This is a genomic window from Falsiroseomonas sp., from assembly GCF_030695085.1.
Lineage (GTDB): Bacteria > Pseudomonadota > Alphaproteobacteria > Acetobacterales > Acetobacteraceae > Falsiroseomonas.
Genome location: NZ_JAUYTS010000018.1, coordinates 39,733 through 55,171, shown reverse-complemented (window position 1 = coordinate 55,171; position 15,439 = coordinate 39,733). Strand labels below are relative to the sequence as shown.

The window sequence follows — 15,439 nt, the reverse complement described above, 5'->3', positions numbered from 1 at the left end:
GAGTGGCGGCCTTACGGCTGCGGAGCAGGGGAGTGTCGCCACTTGGAAACGCACGAAAAATCGCGCCAGCCGAAACACCGGCGGCAGTTCGACCCGGCGGCGAAGGGGGCGCTGGACGGGGTGCGGGTGGTGGATCTGTCCCGCCTGGTGGCAGGCAACATGCTCACCAAGGTGCTGGCCGACCATGGGGCGGAGGTGGTGAAGGTGGAGCCGCCGGCAGGCGACAGCCTGCGCGCCTGGAAGGTCGGCGGCATCGAGACCGCCTGGAAGACCTGCTGCCGCAACAAGCGCAGCCTCTGCCTTGACCTGCGGCAGGCGGAGGCTGTGGCGGTGGTGAAGCGGCTGGTGGCGGATGCCGCGATTTTCGTCGAGAGCTTCCGTCCCGGCGTGCTCGAGGAGATGGGTCTGGGGCCGGAGGAGTTGCTGGCGATCAACCCGGCGCTGGTCATCATCCGCGTCTCCGGCTGGGGCCAGACCGGGCCGTTCCGCCACAAGCCGGGTTTCGGCACATTGGTTGAGGGCTATGCCGGCTTCGCCGCGCTGAACGGCTTCGCGGACCGCGAACCGGTGCTGCCGCCGATGTTCATGGCGGATGCCTATGCGGGCCTCTACGGCGCCTCCGCCGCCATGATCGCGCTATGGCATGCGAAGGCGACGGGGCAGGGGCAGGTGGTGGACCTGTCCCTGTTCGAGCCGATCTTCGCGGTGCTGGAACCGCAGATGGCGAATTGGCGGATCAGCGGCCAGGTGAAGCCGCGCACCGGCAGCCGCAGCACCAACACCGCCCCGCGCAACGCCTATCGCACCCGGGATGGCGGCTGGCTCAGCCTGTCCACCAGCACCCAGGCGGTGTTCGTGCGTCTGATGGCCAGCATTGGCCGGCCCGAACTGGTGGACGACCCGCGCTTCCGCACCAACCCGGACCGCCTGGCGAATATCGAGGTGATCGACGGCGTCATCCGCGACGCCATCGCCGGCATGGATCGCGCCGAGGCGCTGGCGCAATTCGACCGGGATGGCGTGACCATCGGCCCGATCATGGATGTCTCGGAACTAGACCAGGATGCCTACATCGCGGAGCGGGAGGCGCTGATCGAGGTGCCGGATGAGGACATGCCGGATGGCTGGCTGCCCATGCATGGCGAGGTCCCGCGCCTGTCGGTGACCCCCGGCATCCTGCGCAACCCCGCCCCGAAGCTGGGGGCGGATAATGACGCGCTGCTCGGCCCGCTGCTGGGCGCGGCGGAACTGGCCCGGCTGCGGGCGGCCGGGGTTGTGCTGCACGGCAATTAGGCCCGCGCGGGGCTGCCATGCTGCGCCGCGGCGAGGGAGTTGGTGCGGAATCGCGCCGCCTGCGCTAGACACCCGTCACAATGCCCTTTCCCGATCTCCCCGAACGTCTCGCCCAGGCCCTGGCCGAGCGCGGCTACGCCGAACCCACCCCCGTCCAGGCCGCCGTGCTGGACCCCGCAACCGCTGGGCGAGACCTGCTGGTCTCGGCCCAGACCGGCTCCGGCAAGACCGTCGCCTTCGGCCTCGCCATCGCCGAGCAGGTGCTGGCCGGCGGGCGCAGCCAGGCGCCGCTGGCGCTGGTGATCGCGCCGACCCGCGAACTGGCCATGCAGGTGCGGGAGGAGCTGGCCTGGCTTTATTCCGGCACCCATGTCCGCGTCCTCGCCTGCGTCGGCGGCACCGATGTGCGGGCCGATCGCCGCGCGCTGGGCATGGGCGCCGAGATCGTCGTCGGCACGCCGGGCCGGCTGCGGGACCATCTCGACCGCAACAACATGGACCTGTCCCAGCTCCGCGCCGCCGTGCTCGACGAGGCGGATGAGATGCTGGACATGGGCTTCCGGGACGACCTGGAAGCCATCCTCGAAGGCGCACCTGAGACCCGGCGTACCCTGCTGTTCTCGGCCACCGTGCCGCGGGAGATCGTGGCGCTCGCCGCCTCCTACCAGCGCGGCGCGCTGCGGATCGCGGCGACGGTGGAGGGTGAGCGCCATGGCGACATCGCCTACCGCGCCATGCTGGTCGGGCCGCGGGAGGTTGAGGCCGCGGTTGTCAACGCGCTGCGCTGGTACGAATCCGGCGGCGCGCTGGTGTTCTGCAACACCCGCGAACAGGTGAACCGGCTGCATGGCAGCCTCTCGGAACGCGGCTTCTCCGCCGTGGCGCTTTCGGGCGAGCTGACCCAGGCGGAGCGCAACCGCGCCCTGCAGGCGCTGCGCGACCGCCGCGCCCGGGTCTGCGTGGCGACCGACGTGGCCGCCCGCGGCATCGACCTGCCGGATCTCGGGCTGGTCATCCATGCCGAATTGCCGCGCGACAAGGAAACGCTCCAGCACCGTTCCGGCCGCACCGGCCGGGCCGGGCGCAAGGGCGTTGCCGTGCTGCTGGTGACCCATGCGCGCCGCCGCCTGGCCGAACGCCTGCTCTCCAATGCCCGCATCCAGGCCGAATGGTCCGGCCCGCCCTCCGCCGAGGATGTCCGCGCCAAGGACCGTGAGCGCCTGGCCGCCCAGGCCCGCACCGCCGTGGATGCGGTGGCGGATGAGGACGACATGGAACTCGCCCGCGCTTTGCTGGTGGACAAGACGCCGGAGCAGGTGGCCGCCGCGCTGTTCCAGGCGCTCCGATCCTCCCTGCCCGCGCCGGAGGAGCTTTCCGCCCCGCCGCCCGCCGCCCCGCGCCCGCCGCGCGAACAGGGTGCGGAGGGTGTGTGGTTCCGCCTGTCCATCGGCCGCCACGACCAGGCCGATCCGCGCTGGATCCTGCCCTTCATCTGCCGCAAGGGCGACCTGACGCGCAAGGAAGTGGGCCGGATCGAGGTGATGGACCGCGAAACCCGCGTCGAGATCGCGCCCTGGGCCGCCGCGCGCTTCGCCGCCTCCGCCCAGCGCGTCTCCGGCGACGATGACGATCGCATCCGCATCGAGGCGATGCCCAATGCCCCGGCGCCGAGCCGCGCCCCGCCGCGGGAGCCGCAGCGCGACCGTCCGGCGCCGCCCCGGCCGGACCGGCCGGCTGGTCCCCCGCGGCCGGACCGGGCGCCGCGCGCCTATGCCGGACCGCCGCGTGGCGACAAGCCCCGGGCGCCTTATGCGGGTGACAAGCCTCGCGCGCCCTATGCCGGGGCAAAGCGCCGCCCGCAGAGCTGACCCTTCCTGCCCTTCCCCGAATGCGGGGAAGGGTTGGGTGGGGGCTCTTGGTGGGCCCCCTCAGTTCACCTGGATCCGTGCTTCCCGCACCACCCGGCGCCAGCGGGCCAGATCATCCGCGATCAGCTTGCCCAGCGCCTCGCGCGATGTCGCATCCACCGCGAAGCCGACATTGGCCAGGCGCTGCGTCACCTCCGGCGTCTTCAGCGAGGCCACGATCACCTCGTTCAGCCGCGCGAGCGCCGGCTCCGGCGTGCCGGTCGGGGCGACGATGGCGGTCCAGGAGCCGGAGACGTGGTCCGGCAGGCCCTGTTCGGCCATGGTCGGCACATCCGGCAGTTGCGGGAAGCGGTTCGGTCCGCAGACGGCGATGCCGCGCAGCCGGCCCGCCTGCACATGGATGCCCACCGTCGCCGCGTTCAGCACGGCGAAGGGCGCGGTGTTCTGGATCACGGCGGTGGCCGCGGCCGGGCCGCCGGCGAAAGGCACCGGCAGCGCCTCCGTCTGCGTCAGCAGCTTGAACAGTTCCATGCCCAACTGCTCCGAGGACCCGACGCCCGAGGAGGCATAGGCCGGGCCACCCGGGATGGTCTTCATCCAGGCCACCACCTCCGCCACCGTCGTCGCGGGGATGGAGGGGTGGACCACAAGCATGTTCGGCGCCGTCATCACCAGCGTGACCGGTACGAAATCCTTCTCCACATCGTAGCCCGGAGTCCGCAGCACCACCGGATTGATGGTCAGCGTGCCGCTGGCGGCCACCAGCAGCGTATGGCCATCCGCCGGCTGCTGCGCGACGTAGCGGGACCCGATGGCACCCGTGGCACCTGGTCGGTTGTCCACCACCACCGGCTGGCCGAGCGCCGCCGACATGCCCTGCTGCACCACCCGCGCCGCCAGGTCGGTCGGCCCGCCGGGCGGGAAGGGCACCACCATTGTCACCGGTCTGGTCGGGGCCCAGGCGGGTTGGGCGTTGGCTGCGCGGGGCAGCAGGAAGGGGGCGGCGAGCATGGTCAGGGCGTGGCGACGCAGCATGTTCTACCTCTGGAGCCTGTTTGACAGGACAATCTGGCCCGAACCGTACCGATGACGCCAGCCCCGTCGGCTTGACCACCCCGGCGCGCCTTCCGACACTCGCCGCATGGACAGATCCCCCGATGATGTTCGCCACGCATTGGAACAGATCCGTGCGGCGCGCGGCTTCGTGCTGCCGCATCACGGCGCCATGGCCGCCGCCCTGCCGGAACTGCACCAGTCCTATGAGGCGATGTACCGCGCGCTGACCTTGGAGCAGCGCCATCTGGCGCCGCTGGAGAAGGAGGTGGTGTGGCTCGCCATCCTCGCTGGCTGCGATGAACCGGTCGGCACCCACCACCTGCACAAATTCCGCCAGGCCGGCGGCGATGATGCGCTGGCCGCGGCGGTGTTTCGGCTGGCGGGCTGGGCCGCGGGTTCGGCGCGCTATGCCTGCATCGCCACGCATTGGCAGGCGCAATTCCCGGACCTGCCGGCAGCGCGCGAATATCTGCAGGGCTGCGATGCGCTGCTCCAGGGCACGCCACTTTCCCCCAGCCTCGCGCGGATCGCGCTGATCGGCGTGCACACGGCCTGCGAGGAGATGTGGGGCCTCGGCGCCGCACTCGAATCCGCCTATGCGCTGGGGGTGGAGGAGCCGCTTATGGCGGAGGCGATGAGCCTGGCGATCTGGCCGCGCGGCGTGAACCGCTTCGTCAAGGCGACTTCCGCCTGGCTCGACCTGCTGCGTTCCGGCCGGGTCACACCCTCGCCTTCCTTCCGGGCCTGGGCGGACGTGGCGGGGCAGGGGGCCTTCAAAACGCCGGTTTGACGCGGCGCGCCACGGCTTCCTATGCTCGCCCACAAGGAGTGCCCGATGGCCGAGGCTTTGCAGGTTCCCACGCACCTGACCGTGGCGAACGCGGATTTCAGCCGCGCCCTCGGCTATATCGACGGGGCGGTGGTGCCGCTGGCCGAGGCGAAGATCCCGGTCCGCGACCTCGGCCTGATGTATGCCGACATGACCTATGACGTGGTGCATGTCTGGCGGGGCGGCTTCTTCCGGCTGGAGGATCACCTGGACCGCTTCTTCGCCTCGATGGCCGGGCTGCGGCTGGATGCGGGGATGGGCCGGGATGCCATGCGGCGGCTACTGGCGGATCTGGTGCGGCAGAGCGGCCTGCCGGATGCGCTGGTCTATTTCGCCTGTACCCGCGGCATGACGGTGCCCGGCACGCGCGACCCGACCAAGGCGACCAACCGCTTCTTCGCCACCGTCACGCCGCTGATCCTGCGCGGCCAGCCGGCGGAGATGCAGCGCGGCCAGAACGCCATGCTGGTGCGCGACGTGGCGCGGATTCCGGCCAGCGCGGTGAATCCGGTGTGGAAGAACACCCATTGGGGCGATTTCATCCGCGCCGCCTTCCTGGCCAAGGATGCCGGCTGCGACGTGCCCATCCTGTGCGCCACCGATGGCGCGGTGGCGGAAGCGCCCGGCTTCAACGTGGTGGCGGTGATCGATGGCGGGCTGCTGGCGCCGGATGCCGGCGTGCTGGAGGGGATTTCCTGCCGCAGCATGTTCGAGATCGCGGCCGATCTCGGCATTCCCGCCCGCTATGGAAGGCTGATGCCGGAGCAACTGGCCGGGGCGGAGGAGGCCTTCCTGACCGCCACCTCCTGCGGCCTGTTCCCGCTGACAAGGCTGGATGGCGCGCCGATCGGGGATGGCGTGCCGGGGCCGATCACGACGCGCTTGCTCAATACCTACTATGCCCGGAAGAATGCCGGCTGGCACATCACGCCGATATCCGACATCCCGCCCATCTGACGATCGGAGACCCAGACAATGCGGCGCCTGCTCGCCCCCCTAGCCGCCCTTATCCTGGCTGCAACGCCCGCAATGGCGCGCGACCTGACCATCGTGGCCGGCGGCGGCGCGCTGCAGGACCATATGCGCAGCACGCTGTTCGCAACCTTCCCCGGCGGGCCGGTGGTGGATACGGCGTATGACTACAATGTCGGCCCGATCCGCGCGATGGTCGCCGCCCGCAACGTCACCTGGGATGTGGTGATGGTCGAGGCGCCGGACCTGGTGCGCGGCTGCGAGGATGGCATCTTCGAGCGTATCGACTGGTCCGTTGTCGATCGTTCGAAGTTCATGCCGGGTGGCGCCACCACCTGCGGCGCGGGCGCCATCGGCTGGGGTGTCTCGGTCTTCTACGACGAGGCGCGGCACCCGAACGGCCCGTCCAATTTTACCGAGTTCTTCGACACCGCCCGCTTCCCCGGCCGCCGTTCCATGCGGCGCGGCGCGCGGATGACGCTGGAGATCGCGCTGATGGGCGATGGCGTGGCGCCAGCCGATGTCTACAAGGTGCTGGCGACCCCACAGGGCCAGCAGCGCGCCTTCGCGGCGCTCGACCGGCTGCGCCCGCATCTGACCTTCTGGACCGGCGGGCAGCAGCCGATCGAGCTGGTGAACAGCGGGGAGGTCGCCTATGCGGTGGGCTTCGTCGGCCGTGTCGCCAACGGCATCCGCGCCGGGGCGCGCTACAATCTGCGCTGGTCCACCTTGCTGTATGCCTATGACAGCTGGGCGGTGGTGCGCGGCTCGCCCAATGCGGCGCAGGGCATGCGGCTGATCGAGCACATCACCAGCCCCGGGCCGCTGCTGGAATTGACGCGGCTGTGGCCGATCAACCCGGCGGTGCAATCCGTCGCCGACGACCCGGATGTGCGCGCGCGCAACCCGCTGATGATGACGAACCACCAGGCCGGCGGCCTTGAGATCGATACCGAGTTCTGGCTGGAGAACGGCCCGGATCTGGAGCAGCGCTTCGCCTCCTGGCTTAATCGTTGAGGCGCACGAACTGGCTGGCGGCGCTGCTGATCGCGCCGCTGCTGCTGTTGATTATCGGCAGCTTCCTGATGCCTGTGGGCCTCACGTTGTTCCGCGCGGTGGCGGACCGGGAGGTGGCGGCGGCCTTGCCGGACACCAGCACGATACTGGCGGCGTGGGACGGGCAGCGGCTGCCGCCGGAAGCAGCCTTCGCGGCGGTCGCGCGGGAACTGGCCGCGGCGCTCGAGGAACGCCGCATCGGCGATGTCGCGCAGCGGATGAATTTCGAACGCACCGGGCTTCGCACGCTGCTGCTGCGCACCGCGCGGGCCGGAGACCGGCTCCAGGCGCCCTACGTCGCCTCGCTGGTCGCGCTGGATGCGCGCTGGGGCGAAAGCGAGACATGGCTGATGCTGCAACGCGCCGGCGGGCCGACCACCTCGCTGTACCTGCTGCGCGCGATGGATCTGACTCGCGGGCCCGATGGCGCGGTGATGCAGGTGCCCGACGACGAAAAGCTGTTCCAGACGCTGTTCATCCGCACGCTCTGGGTCAGCCTGCTGGTCACCGCCATCTGCGTGCTGCTGGCCTATCCGGTGGCCTACACCATCACCCGGCTGCGCGCGCCCTGGTCCTCCGTGGCGCTGACCCTGGTGCTGATCCCGTTCTGGTCCTCCGTGCTGGTGCGCACCACCGCCTGGTTCGTGCTGCTGCAACGGGAAGGGCCGGTGAATGATGCGCTGATCGGCATCGGGATTCTGGAGGCGCCGGCGCAGATCCTCGGCACGCGCATCGCGGTGTTGCTGGCGCTGGTGCATGTGCTGCTGCCCTTCGCCATTTTGCCGATGCACAGCGTGATGACGCGGCTGGACGCCACCTATCTGCGCGCCGCCGCCTCGCTCGGTGCTAATGGGGTGCAGCGCTTCTTCCGTGTGTGGCTGCCACTCAGCCTGCCGGGTGTGGCGGCGGGCGGGGCCATGGTGTTCCTGTTGTCGGTCGGCATGTACACCGCGCCGGCGCTGGTCGGTGGCGACCGGGACCAGATGGTGACCTGGTTCATCGCCAATTTCATGACGCGCGACGTGAACTGGGGCATGGCCGCCGCGCTCTCTGCCTACCTTCTGGCAATGAGTGGCGCCGTCATCGCGCTGACCCGCATCCTGACCGGCGGCACCATCCAGGCCGGGGCGCGCGCCTGATGCGCGACCATCCGCTCGCGCGCCTGCTGCTGCGCGGCACCACGGTGCTGGTGCTCGGTTTCCTGATGGCGCCGATGCTGGCCGTGGTGGTGCTGTCCTTCTCCCCCACAGAGCTGATGGTGCTGCCGCCGCGCGGCTTTTCCCTGCGCTGGTATGAGGATTTCCTGACCGCCGGGCGCTGGGTGCTGGCCACGCGCAACAGTTTTGTCGTCGCCATCGCCACCACAATCCTGGCCACGCCGCTCGGCACGGCGGCGGCCATCGGGCTGCAGCTTGGGCGGTTTCGCGGCAAGGCGCTGCTGGTCACGCTGCTGACGCTGCCGCTGGTCACGCCCTACATCGTCACCGCGGCCTCCATGTATTTCGCCTATTCGCTGGCGGGCCTTTCCGGCTCGCTGCTCGGGCTGGTGCTGGGGCATACGGTGGTTGCGGTGCCCTTCGTGGTGATGGCGGTGCTGGCCACCTTGCAGACCTTCGATGCCAATCTGCTGCGCGCCGCCGCCTCGCTCGGCGCGGCGCCGCTGCCGGCGATCCTGCGCGTGGTGGTGCCGAACACCTGGCCGGGCATCGCGGCCGGCGCCGTGTTTGCCTTTGCCACCTCGCTCGATGAATTCGTCATCACGCTGTTCCTGGCCGGACCCGGGCAGTTCACCCTGCCGCGGCAGATGTATGCCTCGGTCCGCGAATTCCTCACCCCCACCATCCTGGCCGCCGCCACGCTGCTGTTCCTGTGCTCGCTGATCTTCCTGCTGGTGAGCGAGGCGCTGCGGCTGCGTGCCGCGCGGAAGGTGGTGCGATGACCGCCCCGCTGGTGCGCTTCCGTGACGTGACGAAGACCTATGACGGCCATACGCAGGTCGTGGCCGCGCTGAACCTCGATGTGCAGCGCGGCGAGTTCCTGACCCTGCTCGGACCCTCCGGCTCCGGCAAGACCACCACGTTGATGATGCTGGCCGGCTTCGAGGACCCATCCTCCGGCCGCATCGAGCTGGATGGCGCGCGCATCGACACGGTGCCACCGCATCGCCGCGGCATCGGGGTGGTGTTCCAGAACTACGCGCTGTTTCCGCATATGACGGTGGCGGAGAACCTCGCTTTCCCGCTCTCCATCCGCCGGATGCCGCGCGCCGAGATCGCCAGCCGCACGCAGCGCGCGCTGGAAATGGTGCGTCTGCCCGGCTTCGGCGATCGCCGCCCGCAACAGCTATCCGGCGGCCAGCAGCAGCGCGTGGCGCTCGCCCGCGCGCTGATCTTCGAGCCGAAGCTGGTGCTGCTGGATGAACCCCTCGGCGCGCTGGACAAGCAGTTGCGGGAGGAGTTGCAGACCGAGATCCGCCGCATCCACGCGCAGCTCGGCGTCACCATGGTCTATGTCACGCATGACCAGGCGGAGGCGCTGACCCTGTCGGACCGCATCGCCGTGTTCAACGAAGGCCGCATCCAGCAGCTCGGCACGGCGGAGGCGGTGTATGAGCACCCGGCCAACCCCTTCGTCGCCGGCTTCATCGGGGAGAATAACCGCCTTGCCGCGCGCGTGCTGGATGCGACGCGGCTGCGACTTGGCGATGGCAGCGTGCTGACCGCCACACCGCACGACCTGCCGGCGGGCGCTGCCGCGCTGCTCTCCATCCGGCCGGAGCGTGTGGCGCTGGGGGCGGCGGCGCAAGGCATGACGAATGCCGCCACCGCGCGGGTGGAGGAGGTGGTGTATCTCGGCGACCATTCGCGGCTGCGCCTGGCGCATGCCGGCCGCACGGATTTCATCGTGAAACTGCCGCGGCAGGATGCGGTGCCGCAGCCGGGCACAATGGTCGAGCTCGGCATTCCCGAGGCGGCCGTCACGGTGTTTCCCGCGGATTGAGCCAGATTGCGCTTGACAGGCGACGTCTTCCCGCGTGGCATTCGAGGTGAATTTGCTGCATCGCACCCGCCGAAGGGAAAACCCATGCCCCATCTGACCCGACGCACGCTGTTCGGTGCCGCAGCCGGCCTGGGCGCGGCACCGATGCTGACCAATCCGGCGCGCGCGCAGCAGCGGCCCGGCGTGATCCGCATGGGCCTCTCCGCCTGGCCGCCCAATCTCCAGCCCTGGCCCTCCACCGGCGCCTCCGCCGGCACGGTGAAGATGCTGATCCATCGCCGCCTGATGCGCTTCGATGAGAAGGGCGAATTGCAGGGCGAACTCGCCAGCGAATATTCGCGCGATGCCGAAGGGGCCTGGGTCTTCAAGCTGCGGCCCGACGCCGTCTTCCACAACGGGGAGAAGGTGACCGCGGAGGATGTGAAGTGGTGCATCGAGCAGATCGCCGCTGAACGCTCCACGGCCTACTACCGTACGCAGATGCAGCAGATCGAGCGTGTGGAGACGCCGGATCCGCACACGGTGCGGCTTGTGATGAAGGCGCCGAACGTCACCGCGCCGCTGTGGTTCGCCAATTACAACATGGCGATCGTCTGGCGCGGCTCCCGCGACATGGCGAACGCCATTGGCTGCGGCCCGTATCGCGTGGCGTCGCAGGAACGCGGCACCTGGATTCAGCTTGAGAAGGCGAACAACTACTGGGTGCCGGGCCTGCCGCGCACGCCGGTGATCCGCATGGTGGTCTATGCGGATGAGAACCTGCGCCTTGCTGCGCTGCAATCCGGCGATGTGGACATGGTCGAATATGTGCCCTGGTCCGGCATGGCGGCGGTGGAGAATGACCCGCGGCTGAAGCTGGACGCGCAGATGGGTCCGTTCATGGACATCCTGTTCAACGGCACCCGCCCGCCCTTCAACAACCCGCTCGTCCGCCGCGCCGTCGCCCATGCGGTGAAGCGTGAGGATATCGTGCGCGTCGCTTTCTCCGGCCGCGGCAAGCCGATCGAGGGCATGCCGATCGTCGAGGGGACGCCCTGGTACGACGCCGAACTCGCCAAGGGCCACGCCTATGATCCAGAACGTGCCAAGGCGCTGCTGACGCAGGCAGGTTTTCCGAACGGCTTCTCCACGACGCTGCTCGCGACCTCGCAATTCGGCATGCACAAGGACAGCGCCGAGATCAGCCAGCAATACCTCGCCGCCATCGGCATTCAGGCGGAGCTGCGGCTGACCGACTGGTCCACCCGCGTTTCCGCCGGCATCCGCGGGCAGTACGACATCGCGGTGCATGGCGTCTCGGCCGATTTCAACGATCCGGATGGGCTGACGGTGGTACTGGACACCTCGCTGTCCGACGCGCATGGCCGTTCCTTCCGCCTGTCCACGCCGCGCACGGTGGAGCTGCTGGCCAAGGGCCGCACCGAGTTCGACCAGGCGAAGCGCATCGAGATCTACAAGGACATGCAGCGCGCGGCGCTGGAGGAAGTGCCGGTGGTGGCGCTGGCCTGGCGTGAACAGGGTTACGGCTTCGACCGCCGCATCACCGGCTTCACCAACCTGCCGGGCGCGCTGACCACATCCTCGGGGGCGTTACTGGAGTTCGCGGCGTTCGGCTGATGTGGTGGCTGGCAAGACGGGTTGGGTTGTCGCTGCTGCTGATGTGGGTGGTGGCGAGCATTGTCTTCCTGGCGCTGCACATGGTGCCGGGCGATCCGGCGGAGATGCTGCTCTCCACCGGCGGCGCCATGCCGGATGCCTATGCCATCGCGGAGCTGCGCGAACGGCTCGGCCTGAACCGGCCGATCCTGGAGCAGTATGGCGCCTTTCTCTATGGCCTGACGCAGGGCGATCTTGGCACCTCCCTGGTCGATGATTATCCGGTCTCCGCCGAGATTGCGCTGCGCCTGCCGCGCACGCTGGAGCTGATCCTGGCCGGCACGCTGCTGGCCGTGCTGGTCGCGCTGCCGGCCGGCACCTTCGCCGCGGTGCGGCAGGGTGGCGCCTTCGACCGCATCGCGTCGTCGCTCGCCGCGGTGTTGCAGGCGGTGCCGGTCTTCGTGCTCGGCACGCTGCTGATCCTGGTGCTGGCGCAATGGCTGCGCTGGATGCCCGCGGGCGGCTATGTGCCGCTCGCGGAGGATCCGATGCGGCATCTGGTGCTGCTGTCGCTGCCCGCCATCGCGGTCGCCAAGGGGCTGGCGGCCACCATCTTCCGCATGACGCGCGCCTCCGTGCTGGATGCATTGTCGCGCGACCATGTCCGCACGGCGCGGGCCAAGGGGCTGACGCCACAACGGGTTCTGCGAAGGCATGTGGTGCGAAACGCGCTGATCCCGGTCACCACCGTGCTCGGCCTGCAGATGGGCACGCTGCTCGGCGGCACGGTGCTGGTGGAATATGTCTTCAACTGGCCCGGCCTCTCCACGCCGCTGCTGCGCGCGGTGGAGGCGCGGGATTATCCCATGGTGGTCGGCATCGTCATCACCGTCTCCGGCCTGTTCCTGCTGATCAACCTGGCGATGGATCTGATCTACGCCGCGCTCGACCCACGGATCACCCGCTCATGAGGCGGCTGTGGCTGCCTGCCGGATTCGTCGCGCTGATCGTGCTGATCGCGGCCGCCGCACCTTTGCTGCCGCTGATGGATCCGGTGCGGCAGGATGTGGCGAACCGCCTCGTCGCCTATCTGCCCGGCAGCCCGATGGGGCGCGATGAATTCGGCCGCGATGTGATGTCCCGGCTGATCTGGGGTGCGCGATCCTCGCTGGCCGTCGCCTTCGCCTCCGCCGCCATCGCGGCGGTGATCGGCACGGCGCTCGGCCTGCTGGGCGGCTGGTTCCGCGGGCTGGCGGAGGTGCTGGCGATTCGCGGTGCGGATGTGGTGCTGTGCTTTCCGCCGGTGCTGCTGGCGCTGCTGGTTGTCACGCTGCTCGGCCCGGGTACCGGCACGCTGATCCTGGTGCTGTCCGTGCTGTATCTGCCCGGCTTCATTCGCGTGAGCTTCGCGGAGGTGCTGTCGGCGCGCAGCCAGGATTATGTCGAGGCGGTGCGCGCCCTCGGCGCCCGCACACCGCGCATCCTGCTGCGCACGGTGCTGCCGAATATCGCCGGGCCGGTGCTGGTGCAGGTCTCCCTGGCGGTGGCCTCGGCCGTCGTGCTGGAAAGCGGTTTGTCGTTTCTCGGCCTGGGTGTAGTGCCGCCGACGCCGAGTTGGGGGCTGATGATCCGCGGTGCGCGTGCCACGATGGAACAGGCGCCGATGCTGCTGCTGTGGCCCTGCCTGGCGCTGACGGCGACCATCCTGGCCATGAACCTGCTGTGCGATGCGGTGCGCGACGTAGCGGACAAGCGCGGCGGCGGCGGCGCACCGAAGCTGCGGCTGGTGGACCGCCTGCTGCCCGGCCTGTTCCCGGCGCCGGCCGCGCCGCGGCCGCTGCTGGATGTGCAGGGGCTGACGGTGGAGATCGCGGTGCCCGGCGGCATTATCCGGCCGGTGGAGGACATGTCCTTCCGCCTCGATACCGGGCGCACGCTGGCGATCGTGGGTGAAAGCGGTTCCGGCAAGTCCATGGCCGCCACCGCCATCATGGGGCTGCTGCCACCAGCCGCGCGCGTGGCGGATGGCGTGGCGCGCTTCGATGGTGAGGATCTGCTGCGCATGCCCGAAGCCGCGCGGCGCAAGCTGCGCGGCGGCGCCATGGCGATGGTGTTCCAGGACCCGATGAGCAGCCTGAACCCGGTGCATCGCGTCGGCGATCAGGTGGCGGAGGCGATTCGCGCGCATCGCGACGTGCCGGCGGCGAAGGCGAGCGCGGAGGCGGTGGGGCTGCTCAAGCGCGTCGGCATCGCGGATCCCGATCGTCGCGCGCGGGCCTATCCGCACGAACTCTCGGGCGGCATGCGCCAGCGCGTGATGATCGCCATGGCGATCGCCAACAAGCCGCGCCTGCTGATCGCGGATGAGCCCACCACGGCGCTGGATGTGACGGTGCAGGCCGCGATCCTGGACCTGCTGGCGGATCTCAGGCGCGAGGAGGGGATGGGCCTGGTGCTCATCACCCATTCGCTCGGCGTCGTCGCGGAAGTGGCGGAGGATGTGGTGGTGATGTACGCCGCGCAGGTGGTGGAACGCGGCCCCGTTTCGCAGGTCTTTGCCAATCCGCTGCACCCCTATACGCGCGCCTTGCTGGCTGCGGTGCCAGATGGGGATATCGAGCCGGAGGGTATTCCGGGCGTGGTGCCGCGCCCCGATCGCTGGCCGCCCGGCTGCCGCTTCGCGCCGCGCTGCACCTTCGCGACCGAAGCCTGCGAGACGCCGCCGCCGCTGGAGGAGGTGCAGGGCCAGGCGGTGCGCTGCGTGCGCTGGCGGGAGCTGCGCGCATGAGTGAGCCGCTGGTGGTTGCCGAGCGCGTCGAGATGACCTTCGCGCCGCGCGGCATCTTCGCGCTCGGCAAGCCGGTGCGTGCCGTGGCTGGCGTGGATGCGACGGTGGCGCGGGGGGAGGCGCTGGGCGTCGTTGGCGAAAGCGGCAGTGGCAAGTCCACGCTGGGCCGCGTCCTGCTCGGCCTGCTGGCCGCCACGGGCGGTGCTGTGCGGTTCGATGGCATGGTGCTGCCGAAACCCGGCAGTGCCGCCTGGCGGGCGCTGCGCGCGCGCATGGGTATTGTCTTCCAGGACCCGTTCGGAAGTCTCGATGCACGGCGCACCATCGGCGCACAGGTGGAGGACGGGCTGGCCATCCACACCAGCCTCTCCGCCGCCGAACGCCGCGCGCAATTGACGGAAATGTTCGTGCGCGTCGGCCTCGATCCGCAGCGGCTGGATGCCTATCCGCATGAATTCTCCGGCGGCCAGCGGCAGCGACTCGGCATTGCGCGCGCGCTGGCCACCAATCCGGATTTCCTGGTGGCGGATGAGCCGGTCTCGGCGCTGGATGTCTCGATCCAGGCGCAGGTGGTGAAGCTGCTGGCGGAACTGCGGCGCGACCTCGGCCTCGCGATGCTGTTCATCAGCCACGATTTGCCCGTGGTGCGGCATCTGTGTGACCGGGTCATCGTCATGTATCTGGGCCGCGTCATGGAAGAGGGCCCGGTGGCGGAAGTCTTTGCCCGCCCGTTGCACCCCTATACGCGGGCGCTGCTGTCGGCCACGCCGATGCTCGACCCGGCGCGTCGGCTGACGCGCGAGATCCTACCCGGCGAGCCGCCCAGCCCCTCCGACCCGCCCTCCGGCTGCGTGTTCCGCACACGCTGCCGGCATGTGCGGCCGGAATGCGCGGAGACCGTGCCACCCCTTCGCGAATTCGGCAGTTTGGCCCACCGTGTCGCCTGCATCCGTGCCGATGAGATCAACTGAGGAACCGCCA

At 69.8% G+C, this 15,439-nt stretch carries 13 protein-coding genes; 12 read left to right on the top strand and 1 reads right to left on the bottom strand.

The features are described 5' to 3' along the window. The first annotated feature begins 42 nt into the window (after positions 1-42). Together Q8S40_RS01810 and Q8S40_RS01805 are read left to right on the top strand one after the other, a co-directional pair. Positions 43-1,293, top strand: coding sequence for a CaiB/BaiF CoA-transferase family protein (locus tag Q8S40_RS01810; RefSeq protein ID WP_305669070.1), 1,251 nt, complete (start codon positions 43-45; stop codon positions 1,291-1,293). Positions 1,294-1,373: 80 nt separating this feature from the next. Further along, complete coding sequence (locus Q8S40_RS01805) at positions 1,374-3,161, top strand: DEAD/DEAH box helicase (RefSeq protein WP_305669069.1); 1,788 nt, start codon at positions 1,374-1,376, stop codon at positions 3,159-3,161. 60 nt (positions 3,162-3,221) lie between these two features. On the opposite strand, the gene Q8S40_RS01800 is transcribed toward Q8S40_RS01805, so the two are convergent. Then, positions 3,222-4,196, bottom strand: coding sequence for a tripartite tricarboxylate transporter substrate binding protein (locus tag Q8S40_RS01800; RefSeq protein ID WP_305669068.1), 975 nt, complete (start codon positions 4,194-4,196; stop codon positions 3,222-3,224). A gap of 106 nt (positions 4,197-4,302) precedes the next feature. Between Q8S40_RS01800 and Q8S40_RS01795 the strand changes: the two genes are divergently transcribed. From Q8S40_RS01795 to Q8S40_RS01750, 10 genes are all read left to right on the top strand, one after another. Then, positions 4,303-5,007, top strand: coding sequence for a hypothetical protein (locus Q8S40_RS01795; protein WP_305669067.1), 705 nt, complete (start codon positions 4,303-4,305; stop codon positions 5,005-5,007). A 45-nt stretch (positions 5,008-5,052) separates the two neighbouring features. After that, positions 5,053-6,003 (top strand): aminotransferase class IV, encoded by a 951-nt coding sequence (locus tag Q8S40_RS01790; RefSeq protein WP_305669066.1) that lies wholly within the window; start codon positions 5,053-5,055, stop codon positions 6,001-6,003. An 18-nt stretch (positions 6,004-6,021) separates the two neighbouring features. Further along, the gene (locus tag Q8S40_RS01785) at positions 6,022-7,035 is read left to right on the top strand and encodes an extracellular solute-binding protein (RefSeq protein WP_305669065.1); all 1,014 of its coding nucleotides are present in this window, start codon (positions 6,022-6,024) and stop codon (positions 7,033-7,035) included. Beyond that, positions 7,032-8,213: an ABC transporter permease gene (locus Q8S40_RS01780; protein WP_305669064.1), complete on the top strand. Its 1,182-nt coding sequence runs from the start codon at positions 7,032-7,034 to the stop codon at positions 8,211-8,213. Before Q8S40_RS01785 ends, Q8S40_RS01780 begins: the two co-directional genes overlap by 4 nt. Next, a complete protein-coding gene (locus Q8S40_RS01775) occupies positions 8,213-9,013 on the top strand; it encodes an ABC transporter permease (RefSeq protein ID WP_305669063.1) in 801 nt (266 codons plus the stop codon). Before Q8S40_RS01780 ends, Q8S40_RS01775 begins: the two co-directional genes overlap by 1 nt. Next, complete coding sequence (locus Q8S40_RS01770) at positions 9,010-10,074, top strand: ABC transporter ATP-binding protein (protein WP_305669062.1); 1,065 nt, start codon at positions 9,010-9,012, stop codon at positions 10,072-10,074. The genes Q8S40_RS01775 and Q8S40_RS01770 overlap by 4 nt, the downstream gene beginning before the upstream one ends. An 84-nt stretch (positions 10,075-10,158) precedes the next feature. Beyond that, a complete protein-coding gene (locus Q8S40_RS01765) occupies positions 10,159-11,691 on the top strand; it encodes an ABC transporter substrate-binding protein (RefSeq protein ID WP_305669061.1) in 1,533 nt (510 codons plus the stop codon). Then, on the top strand, positions 11,691-12,641 hold the full coding sequence (locus Q8S40_RS01760; protein ID WP_305669060.1) for an ABC transporter permease: 951 nt from the start codon (positions 11,691-11,693) through the stop codon (positions 12,639-12,641). Before Q8S40_RS01765 ends, Q8S40_RS01760 begins: the two co-directional genes overlap by 1 nt. Next, positions 12,638-14,458 carry a dipeptide/oligopeptide/nickel ABC transporter permease/ATP-binding protein gene (locus Q8S40_RS01755; protein WP_305669059.1) on the top strand — a complete coding sequence of 607 codons (1,821 nt, stop codon included), beginning with the start codon at positions 12,638-12,640 and terminating at the stop codon, positions 14,456-14,458. The genes Q8S40_RS01760 and Q8S40_RS01755 overlap by 4 nt, the downstream gene beginning before the upstream one ends. After that, entirely contained in the window at positions 14,455-15,429 is a 975-nt protein-coding gene (locus Q8S40_RS01750) for an ABC transporter ATP-binding protein (RefSeq protein WP_305669058.1), read from the top strand. Before Q8S40_RS01755 ends, Q8S40_RS01750 begins: the two co-directional genes overlap by 4 nt. Positions 15,430-15,439: the final 10 nt, after the last annotated feature.

Coding starts and splice junctions, on each gene's coding strand:
- Q8S40_RS01805 (WP_305669069.1), top strand. CDS start 1,374: ATGCCCTTTCCCGATCTCCCCGAACGTCTCGCCCAGGCCCTGGCCGAG.
- Q8S40_RS01800 (WP_305669068.1), bottom strand. CDS start 4,196: ATGCTGCGTCGCCACGCCCTGACCATGCTCGCCGCCCCCTTCCTGCTG.
- Q8S40_RS01795 (WP_305669067.1), top strand. CDS start 4,303: ATGGACAGATCCCCCGATGATGTTCGCCACGCATTGGAACAGATCCGT.
- Q8S40_RS01790 (WP_305669066.1), top strand. CDS start 5,053: ATGGCCGAGGCTTTGCAGGTTCCCACGCACCTGACCGTGGCGAACGCG.
- Q8S40_RS01785 (WP_305669065.1), top strand. CDS start 6,022: ATGCGGCGCCTGCTCGCCCCCCTAGCCGCCCTTATCCTGGCTGCAACG.
- Q8S40_RS01775 (WP_305669063.1), top strand. CDS start 8,213: ATGCGCGACCATCCGCTCGCGCGCCTGCTGCTGCGCGGCACCACGGTG.
- Q8S40_RS01770 (WP_305669062.1), top strand. CDS start 9,010: ATGACCGCCCCGCTGGTGCGCTTCCGTGACGTGACGAAGACCTATGAC.
- Q8S40_RS01765 (WP_305669061.1), top strand. CDS start 10,159: ATGCCCCATCTGACCCGACGCACGCTGTTCGGTGCCGCAGCCGGCCTG.
- Q8S40_RS01760 (WP_305669060.1), top strand. CDS start 11,691: ATGTGGTGGCTGGCAAGACGGGTTGGGTTGTCGCTGCTGCTGATGTGG.
- Q8S40_RS01755 (WP_305669059.1), top strand. CDS start 12,638: ATGAGGCGGCTGTGGCTGCCTGCCGGATTCGTCGCGCTGATCGTGCTG.
- Q8S40_RS01750 (WP_305669058.1), top strand. CDS start 14,455: ATGAGTGAGCCGCTGGTGGTTGCCGAGCGCGTCGAGATGACCTTCGCG.